Annotated in this window: 20 protein-coding genes; 7 read left to right on the top strand and 13 right to left on the bottom strand. The window is 70.1% G+C overall.

Translation table 11 applies throughout. The annotated features are described in order from the left end of the window. Positions 1 to 13: 13 nt before the first annotated feature. On the top strand, positions 14 to 1,573 hold the full coding sequence (locus tag D7Y04_RS04760; protein ID WP_120594065.1) for an NADH-quinone oxidoreductase subunit N: 1,560 nt from the start codon (positions 14 to 16) through the stop codon (positions 1,571 to 1,573). A 519-nt stretch (positions 1,574 to 2,092) separates the two neighbouring features. Here the strand turns inward: D7Y04_RS04760 and D7Y04_RS04755 are convergent. The 5 genes from D7Y04_RS04755 to D7Y04_RS04735 all read right to left on the bottom strand — a co-directional run bounded on the left by D7Y04_RS04755 (position 2,093) and on the right by D7Y04_RS04735 (position 9,756). After that, positions 2,093 to 3,547: a sigma-54 dependent transcriptional regulator gene (locus tag D7Y04_RS04755; RefSeq protein ID WP_120594066.1), complete on the bottom strand. Its 1,455-nt coding sequence runs from the start codon at positions 3,545 to 3,547 to the stop codon at positions 2,093 to 2,095. Continuing rightward, positions 3,544 to 6,054: an ATP-binding protein gene (locus D7Y04_RS04750; RefSeq protein WP_120594067.1), complete on the bottom strand. Its 2,511-nt coding sequence runs from the start codon at positions 6,052 to 6,054 to the stop codon at positions 3,544 to 3,546. Before D7Y04_RS04750 ends, D7Y04_RS04755 begins: the two co-directional genes overlap by 4 nt. Further along, positions 6,051 to 7,979: a selenocysteine-specific translation elongation factor gene (gene selB, locus D7Y04_RS04745; protein WP_120594068.1), complete on the bottom strand. Its 1,929-nt coding sequence runs from the start codon at positions 7,977 to 7,979 to the stop codon at positions 6,051 to 6,053. Before selB ends, D7Y04_RS04750 begins: the two co-directional genes overlap by 4 nt. 27 nt (positions 7,980 to 8,006) lie before the next feature. Then, complete coding sequence (locus tag D7Y04_RS04740; protein WP_121758464.1) at positions 8,007 to 8,702, bottom strand: phosphoribosyltransferase; 696 nt, start codon at positions 8,700 to 8,702, stop codon at positions 8,007 to 8,009. Between the two features lie 160 nt (positions 8,703 to 8,862). Next, positions 8,863 to 9,756 (bottom strand): Hsp33 family molecular chaperone HslO, encoded by an 894-nt coding sequence (locus D7Y04_RS04735; RefSeq protein ID WP_121758463.1) that lies wholly within the window; start codon positions 9,754 to 9,756, stop codon positions 8,863 to 8,865. Positions 9,757 to 10,028: 272 nt separating this feature from the next. Between D7Y04_RS04735 and D7Y04_RS04730 the strand changes: the two genes are divergently transcribed. Continuing rightward, positions 10,029 to 10,712, top strand: a complete 684-nt coding sequence (locus tag D7Y04_RS04730) for a succinate dehydrogenase (RefSeq protein WP_120594071.1) — start codon at positions 10,029 to 10,031, stop codon at positions 10,710 to 10,712. A gap of 114 nt (positions 10,713 to 10,826) precedes the next feature. On the opposite strand, the gene D7Y04_RS04725 is transcribed toward D7Y04_RS04730, so the two are convergent. After that, positions 10,827 to 11,348, bottom strand: a complete 522-nt coding sequence (locus tag D7Y04_RS04725) for a single-stranded DNA-binding protein (protein WP_121758462.1) — start codon at positions 11,346 to 11,348, stop codon at positions 10,827 to 10,829. A gap of 250 nt (positions 11,349 to 11,598) precedes the next feature. After that, entirely contained in the window at positions 11,599 to 13,836 is a 2,238-nt protein-coding gene (gene dacB, locus D7Y04_RS04720; RefSeq protein WP_370457083.1) for a D-alanyl-D-alanine carboxypeptidase/D-alanyl-D-alanine-endopeptidase, read from the bottom strand. Between the two features lie 134 nt (positions 13,837 to 13,970). Here dacB and D7Y04_RS04715 point away from each other — a divergent pair, with 134 nt between their 5' ends. From D7Y04_RS04715 to D7Y04_RS43960, 5 genes are read left to right on the top strand one after another with little or no spacing between them, the layout of a single operon-like run. Next, a complete protein-coding gene (locus D7Y04_RS04715; RefSeq protein ID WP_120594074.1) occupies positions 13,971 to 15,587 on the top strand; it encodes an ABC transporter substrate-binding protein in 1,617 nt (538 codons plus the stop codon). Then, positions 15,584 to 16,498, top strand: a complete 915-nt coding sequence (locus D7Y04_RS04710; protein WP_199749616.1) for an ABC transporter permease — start codon at positions 15,584 to 15,586, stop codon at positions 16,496 to 16,498. The genes D7Y04_RS04715 and D7Y04_RS04710 overlap by 4 nt, the downstream gene beginning before the upstream one ends. Beyond that, the gene (locus D7Y04_RS04705; protein ID WP_121758460.1) at positions 16,495 to 17,328 is read left to right on the top strand and encodes an ABC transporter permease; all 834 of its coding nucleotides are present in this window, start codon (positions 16,495 to 16,497) and stop codon (positions 17,326 to 17,328) included. Before D7Y04_RS04710 ends, D7Y04_RS04705 begins: the two co-directional genes overlap by 4 nt. A gap of 54 nt (positions 17,329 to 17,382) precedes the next feature. Next, the gene (gene dtd, locus D7Y04_RS04700) at positions 17,383 to 17,844 is read left to right on the top strand and encodes a D-aminoacyl-tRNA deacylase (protein WP_120594076.1); all 462 of its coding nucleotides are present in this window, start codon (positions 17,383 to 17,385) and stop codon (positions 17,842 to 17,844) included. Between the two features lie 23 nt (positions 17,845 to 17,867). Next, the gene (locus D7Y04_RS43960) at positions 17,868 to 18,218 is read left to right on the top strand and encodes a hypothetical protein (protein WP_147477035.1); all 351 of its coding nucleotides are present in this window, start codon (positions 17,868 to 17,870) and stop codon (positions 18,216 to 18,218) included. 19 nt (positions 18,219 to 18,237) lie between these two features. On the opposite strand, the gene D7Y04_RS04695 is transcribed toward D7Y04_RS43960, so the two are convergent. From D7Y04_RS04695 to D7Y04_RS04670, 6 genes are all read right to left on the bottom strand, one after another. Further along, complete coding sequence (locus D7Y04_RS04695; protein WP_233601271.1) at positions 18,238 to 19,332, bottom strand: alpha/beta fold hydrolase; 1,095 nt, start codon at positions 19,330 to 19,332, stop codon at positions 18,238 to 18,240. 56 nt (positions 19,333 to 19,388) lie between these two features. Then, a complete protein-coding gene (locus tag D7Y04_RS04690) occupies positions 19,389 to 20,234 on the bottom strand; it encodes a hypothetical protein (RefSeq protein WP_121758458.1) in 846 nt (281 codons plus the stop codon). Positions 20,235 to 20,257: 23 nt separating this feature from the next. Further along, entirely contained in the window at positions 20,258 to 20,719 is a 462-nt protein-coding gene (locus D7Y04_RS04685; RefSeq protein ID WP_121758457.1) for a PTS sugar transporter subunit IIA, read from the bottom strand. Positions 20,720 to 20,920: 201 nt separating this feature from the next. Then, complete coding sequence (gene hpf, locus D7Y04_RS04680; protein ID WP_121758456.1) at positions 20,921 to 21,568, bottom strand: ribosome hibernation-promoting factor, HPF/YfiA family; 648 nt, start codon at positions 21,566 to 21,568, stop codon at positions 20,921 to 20,923. A 270-nt stretch (positions 21,569 to 21,838) separates the two neighbouring features. Next, positions 21,839 to 22,627 (bottom strand): hypothetical protein, encoded by a 789-nt coding sequence (locus D7Y04_RS04675; RefSeq protein WP_147454438.1) that lies wholly within the window; start codon positions 22,625 to 22,627, stop codon positions 21,839 to 21,841. A gap of 16 nt (positions 22,628 to 22,643) precedes the next feature. Further along, a complete protein-coding gene (locus D7Y04_RS04670) occupies positions 22,644 to 23,282 on the bottom strand; it encodes a GNAT family N-acetyltransferase (RefSeq protein ID WP_121758455.1) in 639 nt (212 codons plus the stop codon). Positions 23,283 to 23,333 lie beyond the last annotated feature (51 nt).

Genomic DNA, 23,333 nt, shown 5'->3' with positions numbered 1-23,333 from the left:
CCCGAAAGACTCCATGAACCTGCCAAATCTCACCCTGGCGGATTTCCTCCCCATGCTGCCCGCCATCATCATGGTGGTGGCAGCCTGCGTCCTGCTGTTGTCGGAGGTGTTCCTCTCCGCGACGGCGTCCCGCGGCTACCAGGCGGTGCTCACCGTCGTGGCGGCGCTGGCCAGCGGCGCCGTGGCCGTGGGCCTGATGTTCGAGCCGCCGCAGGAGGTGTTCCTCGGCTTCGGCGTGTTGGACCCCTTCTCCAGCTTCCTCACCCTGGTGGTGAGCGTGGGCCTGGGGCTGGCGGCGTTGAGCGCGGTGGGCTTCCTGCGCAAGCGCGGAGCGGAGCGCGGTGAGTTCTACGCGCTGATGCTCTTCGCCTCCGCGGGCATGAGCCTGCTGGCGATGTCGTCGGAGTTCATCACCATCTTCGTCAACATCGAGGTGCTCTCCATCGCGACGTACGCGCTGACGGCGTACCTGCGCCGCGGCACGCGTCCCAGCGAGGCGGGCTTCAAGTACTTCATCCTGGGCGCCTTCTCCTCGGCCGTCCTGTTGTACGGAACGGCGCTGCTGTACGGCGCCACCGGCACGACGAAGCTCAACGACATGGCGGGCCCGCTGCAGCAGGCGCTGTCCACGTCTCCGGCGCTCGTCTACGTGGGCGCGGTGCTCATCGCAGCGGGCTTCGCGTTCAAGGTGGCGGCCGTGCCGTTCCACATGTGGACGCCGGACGTGTACGAGGGCGCTCCCACCCCCGTAACGGCGCTCATGAGCGCGGGCGTGAAGGCGGCGGCGTTCGCGTCGCTGGTGCGCGTGTTCGTCACGGTGGGCAAGGGCATGGACCCCAAGCTGCCGCTGATGCTGTTCGCCACGCTGGCGCTGCTCACGATGGTGGCCGGCAACCTGATGGCGATTCCGCAGCGCAACGTGAAGCGCATGCTGGCGTACTCCTCCATCGCGCACGCGGGCTACCTGCTGCTGGGCGTGGCGGCGCTGTTCGTCGCGGCCCCGGGTGAGCACTTCCGCCTGCTGTCCGCGTCCTCGCTGTCCGGTGGCACGCCGCTGGACGTGGCGCGCTCGGACGCGCTGCGCGGCATCCTGTACTACCTGCTGGCGTACACCTTCAGCGCGACGGGCGCCTTCGCCATGGTCTCCGCGCTGGAGCGCCGCGAGGACGAAGAAAAGGGAACCGCGTGGGACCTGGAGCGCTTCGCGGGCCTCGCGCAGCGCCGTCCGGGTTGGGCGTTCGCCATGGCGGCCTTCATGCTGTCCCTGGGCGGCATCCCCCCCACTGTCGGCTTCATGAGCAAGCTGCTCATCTTCCAGGCCGCCATCGACGTGGGCCTGGTGGGCCTCACGGTGGTCGCGGTGCTCAGCAGCGCGGCGGGCGCGTATTACTACCTGCGCGTCGTGGTCTACATGTTCATGCACCCCGTCCCCGAGGGCGCCCAGCCGCTGGAGCGCAACTGGGGCACCGAGGCCGCGCTGGTCATCTCCACCGTCGCCGTCGTGCTGCTGGGCATCCTCCCCGGCCACGTCACCGACTGGCTGGCCCAGGCCGGCACGCTGTTCGGTCAGTAGCCGTTCGCCGGCAGCTCGCGGCACCCGACGCCCGCCTCGGCCCCTGGCCCTGGCGGGCGTTGTCGTTGCGGGGCGTGGCTCACAGCGTCAAACGCCGCGCGCATTGCAGAAGTGAAATGGATCCGCGCCGCGTCACGCGGGCGGCTGCAACGCGGCGATGATGCAGGGAGCGGAAAAGAAGGCGGCCCGGCACCCGTGAGGGTGTCGGGCCGCGGGTCTTCTCAAGGTAACGCACCGGAAGTGCTGAAAGGGTGGGGGGGAACCACTTTCAACCTCGCTTCGATGCGTCCCGAGCCTAACCCTTAGCAGGTGCCATGCCAGAGCCCATTTGGGACGAAACTCTAGAGTTCTCAAGCACTTGGACGACAGGGCAACAATCCCGCCCCATTGCAGCCCTGAAATCGCGTTTCAGGGATGAAAACAATCAACGAATTCAGGAGGTTGGTTTTTTCATCGCTGAACGCGGGTGATTTCGGATCTGAACTCGTACTGGGAGGCAGGTGCGAGTTCGCTGGCAGGCTATTCGCGGGCCCCGGCGGGAGGCCGCAGGTTGAGCCGCTTCATCTTCCGCCACAGCGTGGTGGAGGAGACGCCCAGCTCATCCGCCACGCGGGCCAGGTCCACGCCGTGGCGCTCCAGTGCCTGGACGATGGCGCGGCGCTCCGCGTCCTCCACCACCTCCGCCAGCGTGGGGCCCGTGGCCTCCGTGCTGATGGGCCGCACGGCGTCGGTGGGGGGCAGACCCGTGGCTTCAGACGGAGGCGTGGCGGCGGAGAGCACGCGGCTCTGGGGGCGCAGCGGGAAGTCCTCGGGGAGCAGCTCGTCCCCTTCCGCGAGCGCGGCGGCCTGCTCCACCAGGTTCTCCAGCTCGCGCACGTTGCCGGGGAAGTCGTACGTCATCAGGTGCTCCACGGCGGACGAGGACAGGCGCCGGGGCCGGGGGCTGCGGGCGTTGGCGCGCTCCAGGAAGTGCTCCGCCAGCGCGGGCACGTCCTCCAGGCGCTCGCGCAGCGGCGGCACGCGCAGGAGGACCACGTTGAGGCGGTAGTAGAGGTCCTGGCGGAAGCGCTTCTCCTTCACCTCCAGCTCGATGTCGCGGTTGGTGGCCGCGGCGATTCTCACGTCCACGCGCAGCGCGGTGGATTCACCCACGCGGCGCACCTCGCCGTCCTGGAGCGTGCGCAGGAGCTTGGACTGGAAGGTGGGGCTCGTCTCCGTCACCTCGTCGATGAAGAGCGTGCCGTTGTCCGCCTCCTCGAAGAGGCCGCGGCGCGTCTTCACCGCGCCCGTGAAGGCGCCCTTGGCGTGGCCGAAGAGCTCGCTCTCCAGCAGCGTCTCGCTGATGGCCGCGCAGTTGACGGGCACGAAGGGCTGGCCGCTGCGGCGGCTGTGCGCGTGGAGTGCGCGGGCCACCAGCTCCTTGCCCGTGCCGCTCTCCCCCTGGATGAGGACGGTGGCGTCGCTCTGCGCCACGCGCAGCAGGCGCGTGGTGAGTTCGCGCATGGCCTGGCTGCGGCCCACCAGCGCGGACATGCCGTGGCGCTGGTAGAACTCCGTGGCCATGGTGTCCACCGCCGCCTGGAGCCTGGCTCGCTCCAGGGCGCGCTCCACGCGGTAGCGCAGCTCGCCTTCCTTGAAGGGCTTGGTGACGTAGTCGTACGCCCCCATGCGCATGGCCTCCACCGCGCTCTCAATGGAGCCGAAGGCCGTCATCATGATGACCTGGAGGCGCGGGGCCACCTCCACCGCGCGCTTGAGCAGCGTGAGCCCGTCCATGGGCTCCATCTTCAGGTCGGTGAGGAGCAGGTCCACGCGACCCTGCGAGAGCACGCCCAGGGCCTCCTCGCCGGTGGCGGCTTCGTTGACGGTGTAGCCCTCCGCTTTCAGGAGCAGGGCGGTGGTGGCGCGCATGTTGCGCTGGTCGTCCACCACGAGGATGCGGCCTCGGGGAACCAGAGTGGTCGCGTCGGTCATGAGAGGGACTGGGGCTGCGTGAGCGGCAGCCAGAAGGTGAAGGTGGTTCCGCGTCCGGGGGCGCTCTCCACGGCGATTTCGCCGCGGTGCTCCTCCAGGATGCGCTTCACCACCGCCAGCCCCAGGCCGGTGCCCTGGGCCTTGGTGGTGAAGAAGGGTTCGAAGACGCGGTGGAGCAGCTCCGCCGGGATGCCCGGCCCCTGGTCCATCACGTCGATGCGCAGCTGCTCGCGGCCTCCGTGCGTGTCCCGGCGCCCGCGCACCCGCACGTCGCCGCCCTGGGGCATGGACTGGATGGCGTTGACGGCCACGTTGAACAGGGCCTGGCGAATCTGCCGCCGGTCCATGGGCACCGCGGAGAGGCCGGGCTCCACCTCCACGGAGATGAACACCGGACGCTCCGTGGGGGCCTGCGCCCGCGCCGCCTCGAACGCGTCCTGGAGCACGCGCAAGAGGTCCTCCGGCTGGAGCACCGGATTGCGCGGGCGGGTGAAGTCCAGCAGGTCCGCCACCATGCGGTTGAGGCGGTCGCTCTCCTCCGCGACGATGTCCAACAGCATGGCCGTGTCCCCCCCGGGGTTCATGATGCGCCGGAGCGTGGCCACCGCGTTGAAGATGACGCCCAGCGGATTGCGCACCTCGTGGGCGACGATGGCGGACAGCTCGCCCAGCGCGGCGAAGCGCTCGCGCTTCACCATCTCCGCGCGGGTGGCGGCCAGCTCCGCGTAGCTGGCCCACAGCGATTCGTAGAGGCGCGCGTTGGCGATGGACAGCGCCAGCTGGCCGCACGTCGCCTCCGCCAGCTCAATCAGCTCCGGGCCGAAGGGGCGCGGGCCGCGCACGTCGTCCACCAGCACCACGCCGATGAGCTCCTCGCGCGAGGTCAGCGGCAGGCCCAGGAGCGCCTTCTCCCCCAGCCGGTCGACGAGCACCGCGCTCACGGAGGTGCTCGCGGACGTCAGGTCCTCCACGGCGATGGGCTTGCGCTCCTGCGCCACGCGCGCGGCCAGGTCGTCGCTGTCGAGCGGCACCGCCACCGTGCGGAACATGTCGCGGTGGGTCGCCGACGCCGCCGCGCCGCGCAGCACCTTGGCCTGCTCGTCGTAGAGCAGGATGAAGCAGTTGGACACGTCCAGCAGGTGCACCAGGAAGTCGGACGCGACGTCCAGGATGCTCGCCGTCTCCAGCACGCCGGACGTGGTGCGCGCCAGGTCCAGCAGAAGGCGCGTCTCCGTGAGCTGGCGCGCGGACTCGGCGCGGAGGCGGCGCTGCTCCAGGAGCGTCACCAGCAGCTCCGCGAGCGTGGACAACAGCCGCGCGTCTCGCTCGTCGAAGGGACGCTCCTTCGCGCGCAGCGCCTGCACCACGCCCACGCTCTCCCCGCCGCGGGTGAGCCGCGCCGCCGTCCCGCTGCCCAAGCGGCCCTGGGACAGCGTCTCCAGCGCGCGCCCCTGCGCCTCGGAGGACAACACGCCCCCGTCCTCCCGCAGCGACGCGGCCAGCAGGACGCCGGTGGCGCGCACGGCATCCGCGTCACTCCCCTCCTCCAGCCCCACGTGGGCGGAGAGCCGGGGGACCTCCCCCGGTTCGGGGACGACGTGCAGCGCCACCGCGCGGGCCTGGAGCAGCTCCGCCACTCGCGCGAGGAACGTCTCCGGCGGCGGGGGCACGGGCTGCGCCACGAAGCGCGCCATCTCCGCCACCGACTCCACCTCCCAGCGGCTGCGCGCGCCGTCCGCCTGGAGGTGGGCGTCCGCGAGCGCCGCGCCCACCACCTTCGCGAACAGCGTCAGCACCGAGCCGTGCCGGGGCGCCACCCACGGGCCCGCCACCCAGAGCACCTCCGACTGCGGCCCGCCCACCGGCAGGTACGCGTGCGTGGGCTGCGCATGGTCCGCGCCTCCGAACACCGGCCGCCCGTCCGACAGCGCCTCCAGCGCCAGGTGCGAATCCGCCGGGATGGACACGCCGTCGCGCACCATCCACCGCGTGCCGTCCCAGCGCAGGAGCCGCGCCCGGAAGCCCGCGGCCTCCAAGCCCGCCAGCGCCACGCGCCGCACGCCCTCCTCCGAGCGCGCGGACACCAGCCCCGCGGACGTGTCCACCAATCGCTCCGCCACCACCAGCTCCCGGGGGCGCTCCGCCACCACCATGCAGCTGAGCAGCAGGGCGAAACGCCCGTTGTCCAGCCGCAGGGGGTTGGCCTGCACGTAGACCTCGCCCGTCACCCCGTGGACGCTGAATATCTTGTAGAGCTGGGGACGCCCGTCCAGCGGCGCGCCCGTGGCCACCCGGTGGAAGCGGTCTCCCATCCGGCTGCGCTCCTCCGGCTGGACGAAGTCCAGGAAGGAACGCCCCTCCACCTGCTCCACGGGCAGTCCCAACAGCCGCGCGTACGCGGCATTGGCTACCCAGACGTGCCCCTCGCCCTCCACCACCAGCACGGGCTGGGTGAAGGCATCCACCAGGGCACGCAGTTCCGGCTCGCTGTAGGACTTGTCACTCATCCGCGACGCAGCACCCGTTTGTCCCCCACCCTCAGCGTCACCTTCTCCCGGTCGAAGTATTCCGACAGGGGGATGGTGAACTTGCGGCTCTGGCCCACCAGTTCCTTGAAGCCCTGCGTGGAAATCTCCTTCTGGTCCTTCAGGTACGTCACCAGCCGTCCGCGCAGGTCCTCCAGCGCGCCCGTGTCGAAGCACAGCTCCTCGCTCACCCGCACGCCGGTGCCTGACGCCACCAGCACCTTCAACAACTCCTGCAGCTTCGCGGGCGGAAGCCCCAGCTTCTGCGACAGCTCCGTGACGGTGGGCGGCGCGAGCCCCGCCGCGGACAGCTCCGCGGACAGGCGCGTGCGCGCGGCCTCGTCGCCCAGCGTGAGCGTACGACCCCGGCCCTTGAGGCGCACCAGGTCCTTCTCCGCCTCCACGCCGCTGGAGTCCACCAGCGCCTGCACCACGCGTTGGAACAAGCGCGCGTCCAGTTGGGCGGAGAGCCGCTGACGGAGCTCCTCGCGGGACAGACCCTCGCGCATGGGCTCGCGTTCATGGAACGCGGCGAGCAGCGCGAGCGAGCGCTGGCGCAGTCCCTCGAACACGTCCTGCGCCACGTAGAGCCGCCGGTCGCGGTCCACCAGCAGCACCTGCCCCTTCGCGCCCAGCAGCTCCAGCGTGCGCGTGAGCACCTTGGGCGAAAGCCCCGAGCGGCCGAACAGCTCCGTCTGCGTGAGCCCCGCGTAGCCCGCCTGCCGGAGGAGCCACCCCACCTGCCCGGCCGCGTCCGCCTCCAGGAGCGGCCGCACCACCGAGGACGCACCCTTGCGCCGGCGCGGCGGCGTGATGGAGAGCACGCGTCCCCCGGCCACCGTGGCGCCCCGTCCCGGCAGCGCGCGCGAGCCGCGCAGGATGAAGCGCTGGCCCACGAGCGCGCCCACCGGCGACTCCAGCCGCAGCTGCGCGAGCCCCGTCTCCCCGGGCGAAAGCGACTCCAGGTCCAGCAGCGCCACCGTGGCCTCCACCTGCGCGGTGCCCAGGTGCAGCAGCAGCTTGCGGCGCTTGGGCAACGGGACCTCCGCGGCGGGCAGCAGCGTCAGCTCCACGTCCAGCATGGACGTCTCCGGCAGCTCGCCCGCGCGCGTGAGCACCATGCCCCGGTGCACGTCCTCCGTCTGCACGTCCGCCACGTTCACCGCCGCGCGCTGCCCTGCCTCCACGCGCGCCACCGATTGGCCGTGCACCTGCACGCCGCGGACGCGGAAGGGGCCCGGACGCGCACCGGCCACCGAGGGGAGCAGCGCCACCGCGTCATCCACCGCCAGCGCGCCGGACAACAGCGTGCCCGTCACCACCGTGCCGAAGCCCTTGATGGTGAAGGCCCGGTCCACCGGGAGGAAGACGGGGCCTTCCGAGGGACGCCGTGGCAGTGAAGCGCCCGCGCTCGCGAGCGCCGCCTTCAGCTCCGGCAGGCCCTGCCCCGTGCGCGAGGACACCGGCACCACGGGCGCGGTCTCCAGGAAGGTGCCGACGGTGAGCGCGGCGAGGTCCGCCTCCACCAGCGCGCGCCAGTCGTCGCCCAGGCCCTCCAGCAGGTCCGCCTTGGTGAGCGCGACGACGCCCGCCTTCACGCCGAGCAGGCGGCAGATGTCCAGGTGCTCGCGCGTCTGGGGCATGACGCCTTCGTCCGCCGCGACCACCAGCACGGCCAGGTCCACGCCGCCCGCGCCCGCGGCCATGGCCTTCACGAAGCGCTCGTGGCCGGGCACGTCCACCACGCCCGCCACCTGCCCGTCCGGCAGCGGCAGGTGGGCGAAGCCCAGCTCCAGGGTGATGCCCCGCCGCTTCTCCTCCGGGAGCCGGTCGGTGTCGGTGCCCGTCAGCGCCTTCACGAGGGACGTCTTGCCGTGGTCGATGTGCCCCGCCGTCCCGATGATCATCGCCGCGTCAACGCCCTTCGGCTGGACTCAGGCCCCGGCCTTGTCCGGGTCGTCGTCCAGGTGCGCGTCGCCCATCACCGGCTGGTAGTCCCACGGGAAGACGAAGAGCGAGTCCGTGGACAGCCCCACATGGTCCGGCGTGAAGCCCTCCGGCCGCGCGATGAGACACGCGGTGCGGATCTCCTTCGCGCCCATCTTCTTCGCGAGCGCCGTAGCCAACCCCAGGGTGTCCCCGCTGGACGCGATGTCGTCCACGATGAGCACGCGGCGGCCCTTGAGTTCCGGAGGCATCTCCTCGCTCACCTGCGGCTGACCGCGCTCCTGGGTGCGCTCGGCCTTGTCGCGGCTGCGGCGGCTGATGCGCACGGGGAAGAACTCGCAGCCGAGCGCGCCCGCGAGCGCCCCGCCCACGAACACGCCGCCGTGGGCCACACCCACCACCGCCTGGGGCTCCCACGCTTGCCGGATGGTGCGCGCCAACTGCTGCACCTTCCGGTCGAACTCCGCCCACGACAGCTCCACCACGCCCGTGGACTTGTGCCGGGACTGGTCGCGGCCGGTGGGTTGGCGAGGGGCCTCCACCTGGGGCGCCAGGATCATGTCATTGGGAATGGAGACGAGCTTCTCCGCCCCGTCCTTCTGGGCGGCGGAGGGCACGGCAGACTTCGAGGAAGGGTTGCGCTGGTCCTGGGACTTCGGCGGCGCTGCCCGCTTGATGGCCACGGCGAAAGCTCCGGGTGAGGTGCGGCCCTGTCATATCCCGAGCACCGCGACCCCGCCACAACCGCCGCGCGTGCCTCCCCTGGGGATGTGAGCCGCTGAAAAGTCCCCGGAACGAAGGATGTCTGTCTTCATGACAGACGCCTTGTCCACGGGGACAGGTTCAGGCGCTGCCCTCGGTGAGCATCTGCTGGATCTCCGCGCCGGGGATGACATAGCGCGTCGTGCAGAACTGGCAGGTGGCCTCCGCCTGGCCTTCCTTCTCCAGCAGGTCCGTCAGCTCCTCGCGGCCCATGGCGAGCAGCGCGAGCTTCACGCGGTCCCGGCTGCACGAACAAGTGAAGCGCAGCGGGTAGCGCGACATGACCTCCAGGTCCGCCTCCGGGACGAGCGACCGCAGGAGCGTCTCCGCCCCGTCCTGCGCGTGCGCCTGCACGGCCGTCTGGAACTGCGCCTTGAGCCGGGTGCCCAGCGCCTTGAAGGCGTCCTTGTCCCCGTCGGGCAGGGGCTGCACGAGCAGGCCCACCACCGTGGCGAGCGGATCCTCCTGGCCATCCACCAGGCCGGGCAGCTGCGCCACCAGCAGGTGCGAGGGCACCTGATCCGACTGGTGGAAGTAGCGTTCCAGGTCCGCCACCAGGTCGAAGTGCTCCAGCTCCACGGACGAGCGGTAGTACTCGCCGCCGCCCTGGTCGCGCAGCACGGACAGGAAGCCCTGGTTCCCCAGCACCGGGCGCCAGTGATAGCGCCCCTCCGAGCCGGAGTACTCCACCAGGGTGTTCTTCACGTAGCCGCGCACGACGCCGTTCGCGTCGCCGTCCACGAAGAGGCCGCGCAGGGGGCCGTCGCACTCCAGTTGCACGTTGATCCGGGAGTCCGTGCCCTTGCGGAGCGACCCCATGAGGGCGGCGACGGTGAGGCCCTGGGACAGGAGCGCGGCGGAGGCCGGCATGCTCTGGTGCGTGGCGCGGGCCTGGCGGGACAGGTCTCCGGTGGTGGCCAGAACCAGGCGCAGGTCTGACGCCTTCAACAATCCACTGACAAGCTCATCAGGCATAGGGCTGGTTAGCGTGCCCCACCCGTTCGCGCCCGCCAACGGAAGAGGGACGGAGACGGGCCGCCTGCCCGGCGGCCAGCAGTCAGGGCGGGGGGCTGGCATCGCCAGGGCTTATGAGTCGGTGTTCCCCGGCTGGCACGGGCGGATGCGGAAGAAATCCAGCCGGCGTGACGGAACGGCTATAAACCGGCGGAAGGCCGTATCACCCAGGCCCTGACTTGGGCTCGCGGGGGTCTTCACCCCACCCATCCGCGCGCCCCGCTGGAGACTCGATGAGCACCCAAGCCACCGCCGAAGCCCTCACCGACCGGAACCCCCTCTTGAAGTCGCGGCTGGGGTCGTTCCTCGCCGTGGTGCCCCTGAGCTTCTGGGTCATCAACCATCTGTGGGACAACCTGTCCGCCTTCTACGGCGCGACGGCCTGGGAAAAGTCGGTGACGGAGTACGCGAACCCGTTCGCCCAGGCGTTCACGTTCATCATCGTCATACTGCCCCTGCTCATCCACTCCGCGTGGGGCGTGGTGCGCATGTTCAGCTTCAAGCCGAACCTGGGCGCTTACACCAACTACGGCAACCTCAAGTTCATCGTGCAGCGCGTGGCGGGCCTGGGCGTGCTCGCGTTCCTCGGCGCCCACATCTGGCTGGCCTTCCTGCACCCGCGCCTGGTGGAGGGCCACGCGGAGCCCTTCATGGATATCGCGCGGGAGATGCACTACCACGGCCCCACGCTGATGGTTTACCTGCTGGGCACGCTGGGCACCGCGTACCACCTGGCCAACGGCCTCCAGACCTTCGCCATGGGCTGGGGCATCTTCGCGAGCGACCGCTCCATGCGCCGCTTCGAGCCCTTCTCCATCCTCATCTTCCTCATCCTGCTGGCCATGTCCTGGGGCGCCATCTACGCCCTCTACACGGCGGGCGCGGCGTACGGCCCTGGCGGCCTGGACGTCGGCTGAAGCAGGCCTGATGAATCGCCGGGGCCTTGAAGCCCCGGCGCCCGAAAACACGACCGGCCGCCCCTGACATCCAGGAGCGGCCGGTTCGCTTTTCAGGGGGAAGGCCCCAGGGCGCTAGAACGGGATGTCGTCGTCCGTGCCGCCGTGGTTGCCACCGCCCATGCCGCCACCGTCATCCATGGGAGGCGGCGGCTGCTGGCCGTAGTCGTCACGCCCCTGCCCGTAGCCGCCATTGCCCTGCGGCTGCTGCCGGCGCCCACCGCCGCTGCCGCCGCTGCCGCCGCTGTAGCCCTCACCGGCGTCACGGCCGCCGAGGAAGGTGACGGAGGTGGCGACGACCTCGGTGGTGTAGTTCTTCTTGTTTTCCTTATCCATCCACTCGCGCGTCTGCAGACGGCCTTCGACGAAGCACTGCCGTCCCTTCTTGAGGTACTCGCCGCACAGCTCCGCGAGCTTTCCCCAGACGACGATGCGGTGCCACTCGGTGCGCTCCTGCTTCTGGCCGTTCTTGTCGTTCCAGCTCTCGCTCGTCGCGATGCGGAAGTTCGCCACGGCCTGACCGCCCGGGGTGAAGCGCACTTCGGGGTCCGCCCCGAGGTTGCCGATGAGAATGACCTTGTTCACGCCTCCAGCCATGTTTCCTCCCGATACCTGACCCCTCTAGGGCCAGGTGCAACCTGCGGGGCCACACGCCCCGACAGGTCCTTCAGCCCATAGCATCCACCACTGACATTCCCCGGGCCACTAAACGACCAGGGGTGCCGGGGACGCACGTCCGCCTGCTCCCCTGGCGCAAGGCCTCAAGGATTCCGGGACGTTAGGTGCTGGAGGAGGAAGGGCCGCCCGGACGGCTGCTGTCCGGGCGGAACGGCTCGGCGGAGAAGCCCTACCCGCCCGGGCGGAGGACCCCGGAGGCAGGGACTACGTTGGGCGTGGCGGAAGCCGGGGCGACCACCTGGACGGGCTGGGCGCGCTGGGAGGTCCGGGCCTCGGCCGTCTTGGTGGTGAGGGTGGAGTCCAGCCCCTTGGCGAAGGCGACGAGCTGGGCATCCGTCCCGCCAGAGCCCAGCTTGCGCAGGGACTTCCAGAACGGGTGGGTGGTGTCCCCGGTCTTCACCAGCCCCTGGGCCAGGAGCGGCACGGTCGCGTCGCGCTCCACGGTGCTGGCGGTGCGCAGGGCAACAATGAGCTCCTCGGGGGCCGTGCGGGCCACCTCGCCCAGGCCGTCCGCGAGTTCGTCCTGCGCCTCGACATCACGGGCGGTGCCGGCCGCGCGGCACAGCTCCAGCACACGGGCCAGGGCCTCCGTGTTTCCGCCGGAGGCCAGCTCCACCATGCTGCTCACGCCGGGCACGCCCACGGACAGGGCGTGGGCCACCTGGCGCAGGCGGCCGTAGACGTCGTCCGTGGCGGAGTAGCTGTCCAGCAGCGTGCGGGTGCCCAGGTAGTCGTGCGGGTTGGACTGGTAGAGGCTCTCCGCCAGCACGGCGCGCACGGCGGGGTCGCGCTCGCTGCGCCACGCGGTGCGCAGGAAGCCGATGTTGCGTTGATCGCGCTGCTTGCCCAGCTCCAGGTAGGTCTTCACGCGGTTGGCGATGTCCGGCAGGCCGCCCTGCGGCTTCTGTCCCTCATTGAGGTTGGCCAGCGCGTTGCCCGGCCCCAGCGTGGAGCCGGTGGCGGCCACGGCGGCGCCCAGCGCGTCCATGCCCGCGACGACGGGACCGGCGCGGCCCGCGTAGTCGTTGACCATGATGGAGAAGGAGAACTTCTCACCGCCCGCGGACTGCACGTAGCCGCTGAGCGCGGAGACGCCCTCCAGGGTGCCCGTCTTGGCGCGCAGCCGGCCCACGGCGTCCGTGCCGTCGAAGCGGTACTTGAGCGTGCCGTCCTTGCCGGCGATGCCCAGCGAGGACAGGTACTCCGGGGCCAGCGGGAAGCGCTCGTACATGTGGCGCAGCAGGCGGTCCACCTGCGCGGTGGAGAAGCGGTTGGCGTCGTTGAGACCGCTGCCGTTCTTCATCACGTAGGTGCCGCGCGGGATGCCCACGTCGCGGTCCAGGAACTCCTCCACCACGTCGATGCCCTTGGCGAACGAGCCCGGCGAGCCGCGCAGCTCCGCGCCCATCGTCTTGAGGAGCGTCTCCGCGACGAAGTTGCTGGAGAGCTTGTTGAGGCGCTTGAGGACGATGTCGAATGTGTCCGACTGGGCCACGTACACGACCTTCGCGCGGGACGGGGCCAGGCCCTGCTTCACCTTGCCCTTCACCTTCACGCCGCGCGACACGAGCAACTGCTTGAGCGTCCCGCCGAAGTACAGGGGCGGGCTGTCGATCTTCTTCCAGACGCTGACGGCGCCGCGCTCGTCGGGGACCTGGCCCTTGACGACGATCTTCTGCTTGTCTCCGTACGAATCGGACTTCACGGACACGCGCCGCGCGCGGCCGGGGCCGCTGGTGACGGTGTTCTCCACGAGGAAGAAGTCGCTGGGCGGCTCCATGTCCACCACGGCCTTGCCGCCGGGAGCGGCGCGCACGTAGACGGCGACCGCGTTCCAGTTGAGGCTCACCGCGCCGGTGGGCGCCATGTACGCGCGGTCGGAGTCCTCCTGGTCGTAGCCCGGCGGGGTGCGCTCGGGGTCGAACCAGGAATCGTCCACGACGATGTCCTGCACCTCCTTGAGGCCCGCGTGGAGCAGCTCGGAGGTCATGCCGTAGAGGCGCTCGGTGGTGATGGTGGGGTCGCCCTTGCCGCGCACGTAGAGCGTCTTGACCTTGCCGTCGGCGGGCATCTCCGCCTCGACGAGGAACTCCGTCTCGTAGCGGAACTCCGGCCCCAGGGCGACGAGCGCCGCGGAGGACGTGACGAGCTTCACGTTGGAGGCGGGGTTGAGCAGTTCGTCCGCGTTGTGGCTGAACACCACGGTGCCGTCGTCCAGGCTCTGCATGTGGACGCCGACGCGGCTGCTCTTGAGCGCGGTGCGCTGCATGACCTGCACGAGCGCGTTCTTCAGCGCCTCGCGTTCAGCCTTTTTGTCGGCGGACGGCGACGCGGCCAGGGTGGCGGAAGGAAGCCACAGGGCAATGACGGTCGCTGCCCAGAAGGGTCTGGTTCGAAAAACCTGCACGCACGCTCCAGGGAAGTCGCGATCCATTATGAAGAAGGGACGAAAGGGGCGGCAAGGGTGGGGGACGGATCCACGGTCGCTGTTACCCTGCCCGCCTGCCTGCTTCCTGGAAACAAGAAGAAGGCTGTCGCAGCATGGACGTCCCGCCTGACATCCACCTCGTGACAGACGCCATGCCCCCCCTGCCCTCCCGCGCCACCCGGGTGTTCTTCATCGCGCTGGCGCTGGTGCTTGACTCCGGCTGCCGCGACCCGGCGCCTCCGGCGGGCATCACGGTGCTGTTGGAGGCCCCACCGGACAGCCTGGACGATCGCTTCGCCCTCACGGCCCATGGACAGCGGCTGGCGCAGCTCGTCAGTCCGGGGCTCCTCACCTTCGATGACGCGAGCCGGCCCGTGCCCCAGCTGGCGGAGTCCTTCCGGGAGGTCTCTCCCACGGTGGTGGAGTTCGTCCTCCGTCCGAATCTGACCTTCCATGACGGGAGCGCCCTCACCTCCGAGGACGTGCAGGCCACGTTCGATGCACTGAGGGACCCGAAGCTGGGCAGCCCCAAGCGCGAACGGTATGAGCCGGTGGAGCGCGTGGAGGTGGTGGACGCCCGCACGGTGCGCTTCCACTTGAAGCGACCCTATGCGCCGCTGCTCGCGGAGCTGTCCGCAGCCATCCTGCCCTCGGAGCGCGTGGGGCCCGGAGGCATCGAGGCGCAGGGAACGCACCCGGTGGGCGCGGGCCCGTTCCGGTTCGAGTCATGGCCGGACGAGGAGCACCTGACGCTGGTCCCCTTCGAGGGCTGGCATGGAGGGAAGCCCGCCGTATCGAGGCTGACGTTCCGGGTGGTGCGGGACGAGACGACGCGGGTGCTGGAGCTGCTCAAGGGCCGTGCGGACCTGGTGGTGAACAACATGTCCCCGGCGGTGCTGCCCGTACTGCGCAAGTCGCCCCACCTGCGAGTGGTGACGAAGCCAGGCACGGGCTTCACGTACCTGGGCATCAACCTGCGCGAGGGACCGCTCGCGGACGTGCGCGTGCGCCAGGCACTGTGTCACCTCATCGACGTGCGCCCGTTGGTGGAGCACAAGCTGCACGGGCTGGCGGAGCCCGCGTCCAGCATGCTGCCTCGCGAGCACTGGGCCTTCACGGAGACACCGGGATGCGGCTACGCGCCGGAGGAGGCGGCCCGGCTGCTGGACGCTGCGGGGTACCCGGATCCGGACGGGCCCGGGGGACAGCCGCGCCTGTCCTTCACCTTCAAGACGAGCACGGACCGCTTCCGGCGCGCGGTGGCGCTGGTGCTCAAGGAGCAACTGGCGAAGGGCGGCATCGCGGTGGAGGTGCGGGCGCTGGAGTTCGGGACGTTCTTCGAGGACGTGCGCCGGGGACGCTTCGAGCTGTTCACGTTGAAGTGGGCCGCAGTGATGGAGCCGGACCTGCTCCGGGGCGCGTTCCATTCCGCGAACATCCCCGGCCCTGAGAACCACTGGGGCGGGTTCAACCGCGGAGCACTGAAAGACCCGAAGCTGGACCACGTGCTGGACGCGGCGACGCAGGCATCTCGGGAGGAGCGGAAGACGCTGTACGCGGAGGCGCAGCGGGATCTGGACGCGGACATGCCCGTCATCCCGCTGTGGCATGAGGCCAGTGTCGCGGTGGTGTCCTCGCGGCTCGCGGACTTCGAACCCAGCGCGCATGGATTGCTGCTGCCGCTGGCGAAGGCGCGGGAAGTGACGCCCGAGCGTGGGGGCACGCCGTGACCCGGAGGCTCGTGTCCGCGCTCATCGCGATGGTGGGGGCGCTGCTGCTGGTGTCGCTGTTCCTGCACCTCGTGCCTGGGGATCCGGTGGACGTGATGCTGGGGGAGCAGGCGACGCAGGTGGACCGCGCGGCGCTGCGGCAGGCCGTGGGGTTGGACCTGCCGTGGTACGCGCAGCTCTGGACGTTCGCTCGGGACCTGGCCACTGGAGAGCTGCGCACGTCGTTGCCTCCGTTCCAGCGAAAGGTGCTTCCGGCCCTGGGCGCGGCGCTGCCGTACACGCTGCTGCTCACGGTGTCGGCCATGGCCGTGTCGCTGGTGCTGGCGCTGCCCCTGGGCGTGATGGCGGCGGCACGGCGAGGGACGCCCGTGGACGCGGCGGCGATGGGCGTGTCCGTCGCGGGTGTCGCCCTGCCCCGCTTCTGGTTGGGGCCGGTGCTGATCATCCTGTTCGCGCTGAAGCTGGACTGGCTGCCCGTGTCGGGCGCGGAGTCATGGCGGCACCTGGTGCTGCCCGCGTTCACGCTGGGCACCGCGCTGGCCGCGTTCCTGGCGCGGATGACGCGCGCGACGATGCTCGAAGCGCTGCGTGAGGACTACGTCACGGTGGCCCGGGCCAAGGGCCTGTCGCCTCGCGTGGTGCTGTGGAAGCACGCGTTCCGCAACGCGCTGCTGCCACTGGTGACCGTGCTGGGCCTGGAGTTCGGCGCGCTGCTGGGCGGCGCCATCGTGACGGAGAAGGTGTTCGCGTGGCCGGGCATGGGCACGCTGCTGCTCACCGCCATCGAGAAGCGCGACTACAACACCGTGCGCGCCACGGTGCTCCTCTTCACCTTCTGCTACGTCGTGGTCAACACGCTCACCGACCTCGCGTATTCGTGGGTCGACCCGCGCGTGCGGAGACGCTCATGAGCTCGGCCCACCGCTTCCCGCTGCACTCGTGGGGCGCCCGGTTCGGGCTCGCCGTGGCGTGTGTCTGGGTGTTCACCGCGTTGTTCGCGCCGTGGCTCAGCCCCCACGCGCCGGACGCCATCGACCTCACGCGCGAGCTGTCGCCCCCGACGCCCGGTCACCTGCTGGGCACGGGGGAGAACGGCATCGACGTGCTCACGCACGTGCTGTACGGCGCGCGCGTGTCGCTGGAGGTGTCCTTCTTCGCCGTGGTGCTGTCCGCCGCAGTGGGCATCACGCTGGGCGGCATCGCGGGCTATGCGGGCGGGCTCGTGGACGAAGCGCTGATGCGGCTGGTGGACGTGCTGCTCGCGTTCCCTGGCATCTTGCTGGCGTTGTTCATCACGGCCGTGCTGGGCCCCAGCCTCGCCAACGTGGTGTTCGCCCTGTCCTTCACTGGATGGACGGGCTACGCGCGGCTGACGCGCGGCCAGGTGCTCACCCTTCGCGAGCGCGACTACGTGCAGGCTGCTCGGGCGCTGGGCAGTGGGCCGGGCCGCATCCTCGTGCGGCACATTCTTCCCAACGCGGCGGGGCCACTGCTCGTGCTGGCGACGTTCGCGCTTCCGGGCGCCATCGTCGCGGAGGCGTCCTTGAGCTTCCTGGGGCTGGGCGTCCCGCCGGGCACGCCGTCATGGGGCGCGCTGGTGGACCAGGGGACGCAGTACCTGCTGGTGGCGCCGCACGTGGCCCTCTTCCCCGGCATCGCACTGGCGGTCACCGTGCTGGGCTTCAACCTGCTGGGCGATGCGCTGCGCGACGCGATGGATCCGCGTCACGAAGGACGCTGACTTGAAGGCCTCGCGCGTCCCTGGCAGGAAGCAGGGACGCAAGGGAGTCAATCCATGAAGGCCGTGGTGCAGCGGGTCCTGGAAGCGTCGGTGACGGTGGACGGACAGCGCGTGAGCGAGATGGGCCCGGGCCTGCTCGTGCTGCTGGGCGTGGGCAAGGGCGACACCGACGCGGACATGGCGTGGATGGTGGAGAAGCTGGCCATGCTGCGCATCTTCGAGGACGCCGACGGCAAGATGAACCTGTCGCTCGAGGACACCTCCAAGCACCTCATCGTCGTGAGCCAGTTCACGCTTTACGGCGACGCGCGCAAGGGCCGCCGGCCCAGCTTCATCGACGCGATGGAGCCCGTCGCGGCCAAGGCCCTCTACGAGCGCACCTGCGAAGCGCTGCGCCAGCGCGGCCTCACCGTGGGCACCGGCATCTTCGCCGCGGACATGAAGGTCGCGCTCGTCAACGACGGGCCCGTCACCATCCTCCTGGAGAGCCCACCGAAGGCCGCGGCTCCGGCCTGAGCCTCTTGGAAAGGTGATGCATCATGGAATCCTTCGAGTGGCTTGCAAACGTGCTCGCGCGAATCGACGCCTATCCGGTTCGGGGGCATGCGCTCTATGTCCGAGACAATCATCCGCTCGGATTGCGGACACCCACGCTGGTTCTGCAACGGGACGTCTACTCGGACGAACTGCCAGAGCTGGCATGCAAGCACGGCTTGCACAAAACGCTCTCGGTTGCTGACACACGGGGGATTGTCGCGAATGCGAGGCTCCAGAAAGAGGATGCCTCCCCGGCGGAGCTTGTTGAGGCATTCAACTTCTATTGGAAGCACGATGCGTTCATCGACTTGAGTCCTGGTGCCGATAGGACTCCGGGCCGAGGAACAGTTTGACGAGCCTCTGGCGACCGATTCAGCGCACGTCCAGCGTGCGGCGGAAGAACTCCACGCCCTCCGCGTTCGTGCGCGAGTGCGAGGCCGGGCGCGTCCCCGTCACCGGGTCGCGGCACAGCATGGCGATGACGTCGAAGCCCTTCGGGTAGCACTCGGGCAGGAAGGTGAAGTGCCCCGCGTCGTCCAGGACCACCGTCGTCGTGGTCGCGGCCGGTAGCAGCCCCGCCAGGTGCATGCCGTGCCCCTCGTGCGGCATCAGCTCGTCACCCTTCGCGAGCACCAGCTCTACCGGCTTCTGGACGTCGGCGGTGTCACGCGCCTCGAAGGAGGCCGCCATGCCCGGCGCCATCGCGAACGCGGCCTTCACTCGCGGGTCCAGGTACGACGCTCGCGCGTGCTTCATGTCGATGCGGCTGTAGTCCACGTCGCGCAGGCCCTCGCAGCCAATCTCCTCGCGGGTGCCCGGCGTCTTGCAGCGCTTTTCAATCCACTCCAGGTTCAGGTTCAGCCCCACCAGCGCCAGCGCCGTGTAGCCGCCCATCGAGTGCCCCGACGCACCGATGCGCTCCGGATCCACTCGCGGGCCCCACTTCGGATCCTTCAGCAGGTGGTCCAGGATGACCGTGAAGTCCTGCGGACGCTCGTAGGCTCGCGCGAAGCCCTCCGGGCTCGTGTCTCCGAAGGTGTTGCCCGGATGGTTCACCGCCACCACGACGAAGCCGTGCGCCGCCAGGTTCGAACCGAACCAGGACAGGTCCATCAACGAGCCCCCACTCCCGTGCGACAGCAACACCACCGGCCAGCGCTCCCGCGCGTCCGAGAGTGGTGCGTCCTTCGCTCCGTAGAAGGGCTTGAACAGGTCCGACGGTGCACGGTTGTCCATCGGCGTGCCGGAAGCCACCGGGTACCAGACCAGTGGCTTCAGCGTGCGGCGGCGGACCGCGTCCTCGTACGTCAGCGACTGCGTGACGCCCACCGCGTAGGCCGCGTCCGCCCCGTAGAGCGACGCATGGTCAGTGCGCGGCGCCTCCGCCTTCTTCGAGGAGGAACAGCCGCCCGTCAGCACCGCGGCGACGAGGAGCATGGAACCCACGGGCAACTGAAAGCGGCGCATGCCCCGCAGCATGACCGGGAACGACAGGACAAGGAAACCCGGAAATCGCCGTCAGCTCACAGCCGCACGGTGGTCCCGCGCGTCACCAGCGCGGCCAGACCCTGCTTCGTCTGCGCGGCGCTGCGCAGGTGCAGCGTGAGCGCGCCCAGTTCGCGGATCCACGTGGCCGCGTTCGGGCCCAGTCCGGAGAACAGCACGGACAGGGGCGGCGGCTGGGGCAGACGGCCCGTCCAGTAGCCCAGCACCTCGTCGCGCTCCGGCAGCACTGGCAGCTTCAGTCGCTCCTGCTCCCGCGTCAGCAGCCGCTCCAGCTTGCGCGGCAGGTTCACCTGCCAGTGCAACACCGTCTTCGCCGGCCGCCAGGCCCAGTCCGCGAAGGCGAACCGCTCACGGACCGCGTACTCCCCACGGCCCTGCGTGACGAAGACGCGATCCGGCGGGAACTCCGGGAAGGGGTCCCACTGCCCGGCCAGGAGCGACGCCAGCCCCTGCTCGCCCGGAGGACGGCGGCGGAAGTTGTCCCGCACCACGCGCGCCGCCTTCGTGTCCCAGTAGGGATAGGCCGCGTCCTCCACCATCAGCGCCAGGTTCAGCGCCTCGTCCCACTCGTCCGCGTAGCCGCCGGGGGACCCGCCTACCTCCCAGCCGCCGGGCGCCTCGCGCCAGGGCTGGAACACCAGCCGGTCCACCAGGTCCATCCACCCGTCCGAGTCCACCGACCCCACGCCCCCAGGCAAAGCCGACGAGGCCAGCCGCTGGCAGAGCGTGAACGCCTGCGCGTCACCCAGGTGGTTGGAGAGGGCTTCCAGCGCGCCGGAGGCATCCCCCATGGCGCGCGTAAAGAAGGGCAGCACCTGCTCGTGGAAGAAACGGTCGTTGATGGGACGCAGGACGACGTCCATGCGGGGCGTCTCCTGTCAGGCCCTCAGGGCCGCGCGTCTTCCTGGACGATGAGGGCGTGGATGTCCGCGGCCGAGGGCGCTTCCAGGATGGCCGCCCGGAAGCGCGGGTTCTTGAACAGCCGCGAGATGCGCGCCAGCGCCTTCAAGTGCACCCCCGCGCTGTTCTCCGGCGCCACCAGCGCGAAGAACAGGTGCGTGGGCTTGCCGTCGATGGATTCGAAGTCCACCCCGCCGCGCGACACGCAGAAGGCCGCCTGGAGACTGTCCATGCCCGCCAGCTTGCCGTGGGGGATGGCCACGCCTTCGCCAATGCCCGTGCTGCCCAGTTTCTCGCGTTCCTGGAGCACCGCCACCAGCCGGTCCTCGCGCAGATTCGGATGCGCCCGGGCCAACGTGGCACTCAGCTCGCGCAGCACCTCCGGTTTCGTCCGGGCCTGCATGTCCGCGACGACCGCCTGGGGGCTGAGGAAATCGGCGATTCTCAATGGCGCTCCCGCACTGGCGCTCCGGGCCGGCAATGATTCCTCGGCCGGCAATTACTCCTCACACTGGATTCGCGCAAGGGTCGCCTGGGCGGTGGCAGGCGCTTCGCTCACTGCGCGTCAGCCCGGGCCGTTCCCCCCCACCCCGGACCCGGGCCCGGGGATGTCCCGGACCCGGTTCCCCGGCACGGATACAACTGCCTGTCAGGTGCCGGTGGCGGCCACCGGCGCGTCGGGCAGGTGCGGCTCGATGAGCCCGAACCCTCCCTCCTTGCGCCGGTAGACGATGGACAGCGCCTGGGACTGCTGGTTCTGGAACACGTAGAAGTCGTTGTTCATCAGGTTCATCTGCATCACGGCGTCGTCCACGGACAGCGACTGGATGGCCAGATGCGTGGTGCGCACCAGGCGGGCGACGCCCGACTCGGCCACCTGCGCCTGGGCGGCGGGCGAGGCCTGGGCGGCGGGCGCGGAAGCCTCCGCTGCCACCTCCGGCTCGTGGACCTCGAAGACGTCGTGGCGGACCCTCACCAGGTCCTGGCGGTGGTGGACCTTCTCCTTGCCGTGGTGCGACTTGAGCTTGTCGCGGTAGCGGCGCAGCTGCCGTTCGATCTTGTCCATCGCCAGGTCGATGGACGCGTACATGTCATCGCTCTTCTCGCGCCCTCGGAGGACCCAGGCGCCGGAGTGGATGGTGATGTCCGCGTGATGCAGGTGCCGCTCCAACGACAGCACCACGTGGGCTTCACCAGCCCGGTCCAGCAGTCGGTTCACCCGATCGACCTTTTCACGGGCGTACTCCTTCAGGGAATCCGACGCTCCGAACTGACGGAAGGTGATGTTGAGCTGCATGCGTGGCCGCCTCCTAGGGAGAGAGGTAAGCTCCGTGACAGATCAGAAACGGAGCCCACGCCGAAAGCAACCCGGCCCCCCAGGTTGGAAATCCCGTTCACGGATCGCGCTCGCGAAAGCGACCGCAATAGGACACGTCTGGTGTCCGCTGCATGGCACGGTGAGGGGATTCCGACCCGGGCCTCATTTTCCGGTCAGCATTCCCCCACACCGCGTGCGTGGCGATCACGCCAGCAACATGCCTGCGGATCGCCCCGCAGCCCGGCGGAATCAGGGCACCACGGAGAGCACGAAGTCCTGCGAGTGGTAGATGGCGCCCGAGCACGACGCCACGCCCGTGCACTCGCTCACGACGCCCTCCAGGTCCGCGCCCAGCGTCAGGATGTGATTCGCCTGCGGGGTGCCCACGGGGATGGCGACGGTGGACGTGTTGCCGTTCTGCGTGACGGAGAGCACGCCGGGCGCGCGGCCCCCTTCGCGCAGGAGCAGCGCCTCCACCGGCCCGGGCGCCTCCGTGGAGGGCTCCCAGAGGAAGTCGTAGGACTGCCCCACGCGCAGCTTGTCCGGGGTGCCCTCGCCCTGGAACGTGAACTTGCGCTTGGCCTTGGCGTTCTTCACCACCAGGCGCACGGTGCTGGAGGCGTCCTGCAGCTGCACGACGATGTCCTCCACCGGCTCGCGGCCCCAGGCGGCAGGGTCGAAGTTGAAGTAGACGCGGCTGTTCTCACACGCCTCCGAGCGCCCGCCCACGTCCGACGCGCCACCCGGCACCAGCGTCATGGGCTGGCCGTTGAAGGTGGCCGTCACGTCGTCGGCGAAGCGCGAGCACGGGCCGTCCGGCGACACCGTGTAGCTGGCGGTGAAGCGGTGCGCGCCCTGCGCGTCCGGCGTCTCCGCGTCATCCACGTCCGCCAGCGCGAAGATGAGCGAGCGGTCCGACAGCTCCGCCAGCGACATCACCTTCGTCTCGCCGCCGCTACAGCCGGTGAGCGCCACGAGCGCCCCCAGGACGGTGAAGCAGGACACGGTTCGACGCGGGCTCGATGCAGGGAAGGTCATGGCGGCCGGCACCCTATCACTCCCGCGCCAGCAGTCCTTCGAGCCGCGCCTTCACGCCAGGCCACTCGGTGTCGATGAACCCGAAGTACGCGCTGTCCCGCACCACGCCGCCGCGCACCAGCATGTGGTTGCGCAGGATGCCCTCGAAGGAAGCACCCAAGCGCAAGATTGCCGCCCTGGAGCGCGCGTTGCGGCTGTCCGTCTTGAGCTGCACGCGCATCACGCCCAGCGTCTCGAAGGCGTGCGTGAGGAGCAGGTACTTGCACTCGGTGTTCACCCGCGAGCGCCACGCCCGCCGCGCCAGCCACGTGGAGCCGATTTCGAGCGTGCGGAACTCGCGGGAGATGTCCAGGTAGCGCGTGGTGCCCACCACGGCGCCGCTGGCCTGCTCGCGGATGGCGAAGGGCCGCTCCGTGCCCGCGGCGGATGCCTTCAGCGCGACGGTGATGTAGTCCGCGACGTCCGCTTCCGTGCGCAGCACGCGCGAGAAGTGGTCGAAGATTTCCGGTTCGCAGACCGCCGCGAGCGCGGGCACGTGCTCCAGTGACAACGGCTCCAGTCGCACCGCCCTCCCCTCCAGGGTGACGGGCGGGACGACGAGCGGCACGGGGTCACGGCGGGGAACGCCGACATCGGTGGGGAGCACGGGGTCCATGGACCGCTTCATGCCCCAAACCGGCCCTGGAGTGCAGGGCCGGTGATGGCG

Origin of the sequence: Corallococcus sp. AB038B (assembly GCF_003668955.1) — a bacterium.
GTDB classification, from domain to species: domain Bacteria; phylum Myxococcota; class Myxococcia; order Myxococcales; family Myxococcaceae; genus Corallococcus; species Corallococcus exiguus.
The sequence above is the reverse complement of the archived record's forward strand: the minus strand, read 5'-3'. Positions and strand labels throughout refer to the sequence as shown.

What these genes read in the sequence shown, in the direction of transcription:
- D7Y04_RS04760 (WP_120594065.1), top strand. Translation starts at nt 14, where the DNA reads ATGAACCTGCCAAATCTCACCCTGGCGGATTTCCTCCCCATGCTGCCC.
- D7Y04_RS04755 (WP_120594066.1), bottom strand. Translation starts at nt 3,547, where the DNA reads ATGACCGACGCGACCACTCTGGTTCCCCGAGGCCGCATCCTCGTGGTG.
- D7Y04_RS04750 (WP_120594067.1), bottom strand. Translation starts at nt 6,054, where the DNA reads ATGAGTGACAAGTCCTACAGCGAGCCGGAACTGCGTGCCCTGGTGGAT.
- selB (WP_120594068.1), bottom strand. Translation starts at nt 7,979, where the DNA reads ATGATCATCGGGACGGCGGGGCACATCGACCACGGCAAGACGTCCCTC.
- D7Y04_RS04735 (WP_121758463.1), bottom strand. Translation starts at nt 9,756, where the DNA reads ATGCCTGATGAGCTTGTCAGTGGATTGTTGAAGGCGTCAGACCTGCGC.
- D7Y04_RS04730 (WP_120594071.1), top strand. Translation starts at nt 10,029, where the DNA reads ATGAGCACCCAAGCCACCGCCGAAGCCCTCACCGACCGGAACCCCCTC.
- D7Y04_RS04725 (WP_121758462.1), bottom strand. Translation starts at nt 11,348, where the DNA reads ATGGCTGGAGGCGTGAACAAGGTCATTCTCATCGGCAACCTCGGGGCG.
- D7Y04_RS04715 (WP_120594074.1), top strand. Translation starts at nt 13,971, where the DNA reads ATGGACGTCCCGCCTGACATCCACCTCGTGACAGACGCCATGCCCCCC.
- D7Y04_RS04705 (WP_121758460.1), top strand. Translation starts at nt 16,495, where the DNA reads ATGAGCTCGGCCCACCGCTTCCCGCTGCACTCGTGGGGCGCCCGGTTC.
- dtd (WP_120594076.1), top strand. Translation starts at nt 17,383, where the DNA reads ATGAAGGCCGTGGTGCAGCGGGTCCTGGAAGCGTCGGTGACGGTGGAC.
- D7Y04_RS43960 (WP_147477035.1), top strand. Translation starts at nt 17,868, where the DNA reads ATGGAATCCTTCGAGTGGCTTGCAAACGTGCTCGCGCGAATCGACGCC.
- D7Y04_RS04695 (WP_233601271.1), bottom strand. Translation starts at nt 19,332, where the DNA reads ATGCGCCGCTTTCAGTTGCCCGTGGGTTCCATGCTCCTCGTCGCCGCG.
- D7Y04_RS04690 (WP_121758458.1), bottom strand. Translation starts at nt 20,234, where the DNA reads ATGGACGTCGTCCTGCGTCCCATCAACGACCGTTTCTTCCACGAGCAG.
- hpf (WP_121758456.1), bottom strand. Translation starts at nt 21,568, where the DNA reads ATGCAGCTCAACATCACCTTCCGTCAGTTCGGAGCGTCGGATTCCCTG.
- D7Y04_RS04675 (WP_147454438.1), bottom strand. Translation starts at nt 22,627, where the DNA reads ATGACCTTCCCTGCATCGAGCCCGCGTCGAACCGTGTCCTGCTTCACC.
- D7Y04_RS04670 (WP_121758455.1), bottom strand. Translation starts at nt 23,282, where the DNA reads ATGGACCCCGTGCTCCCCACCGATGTCGGCGTTCCCCGCCGTGACCCC.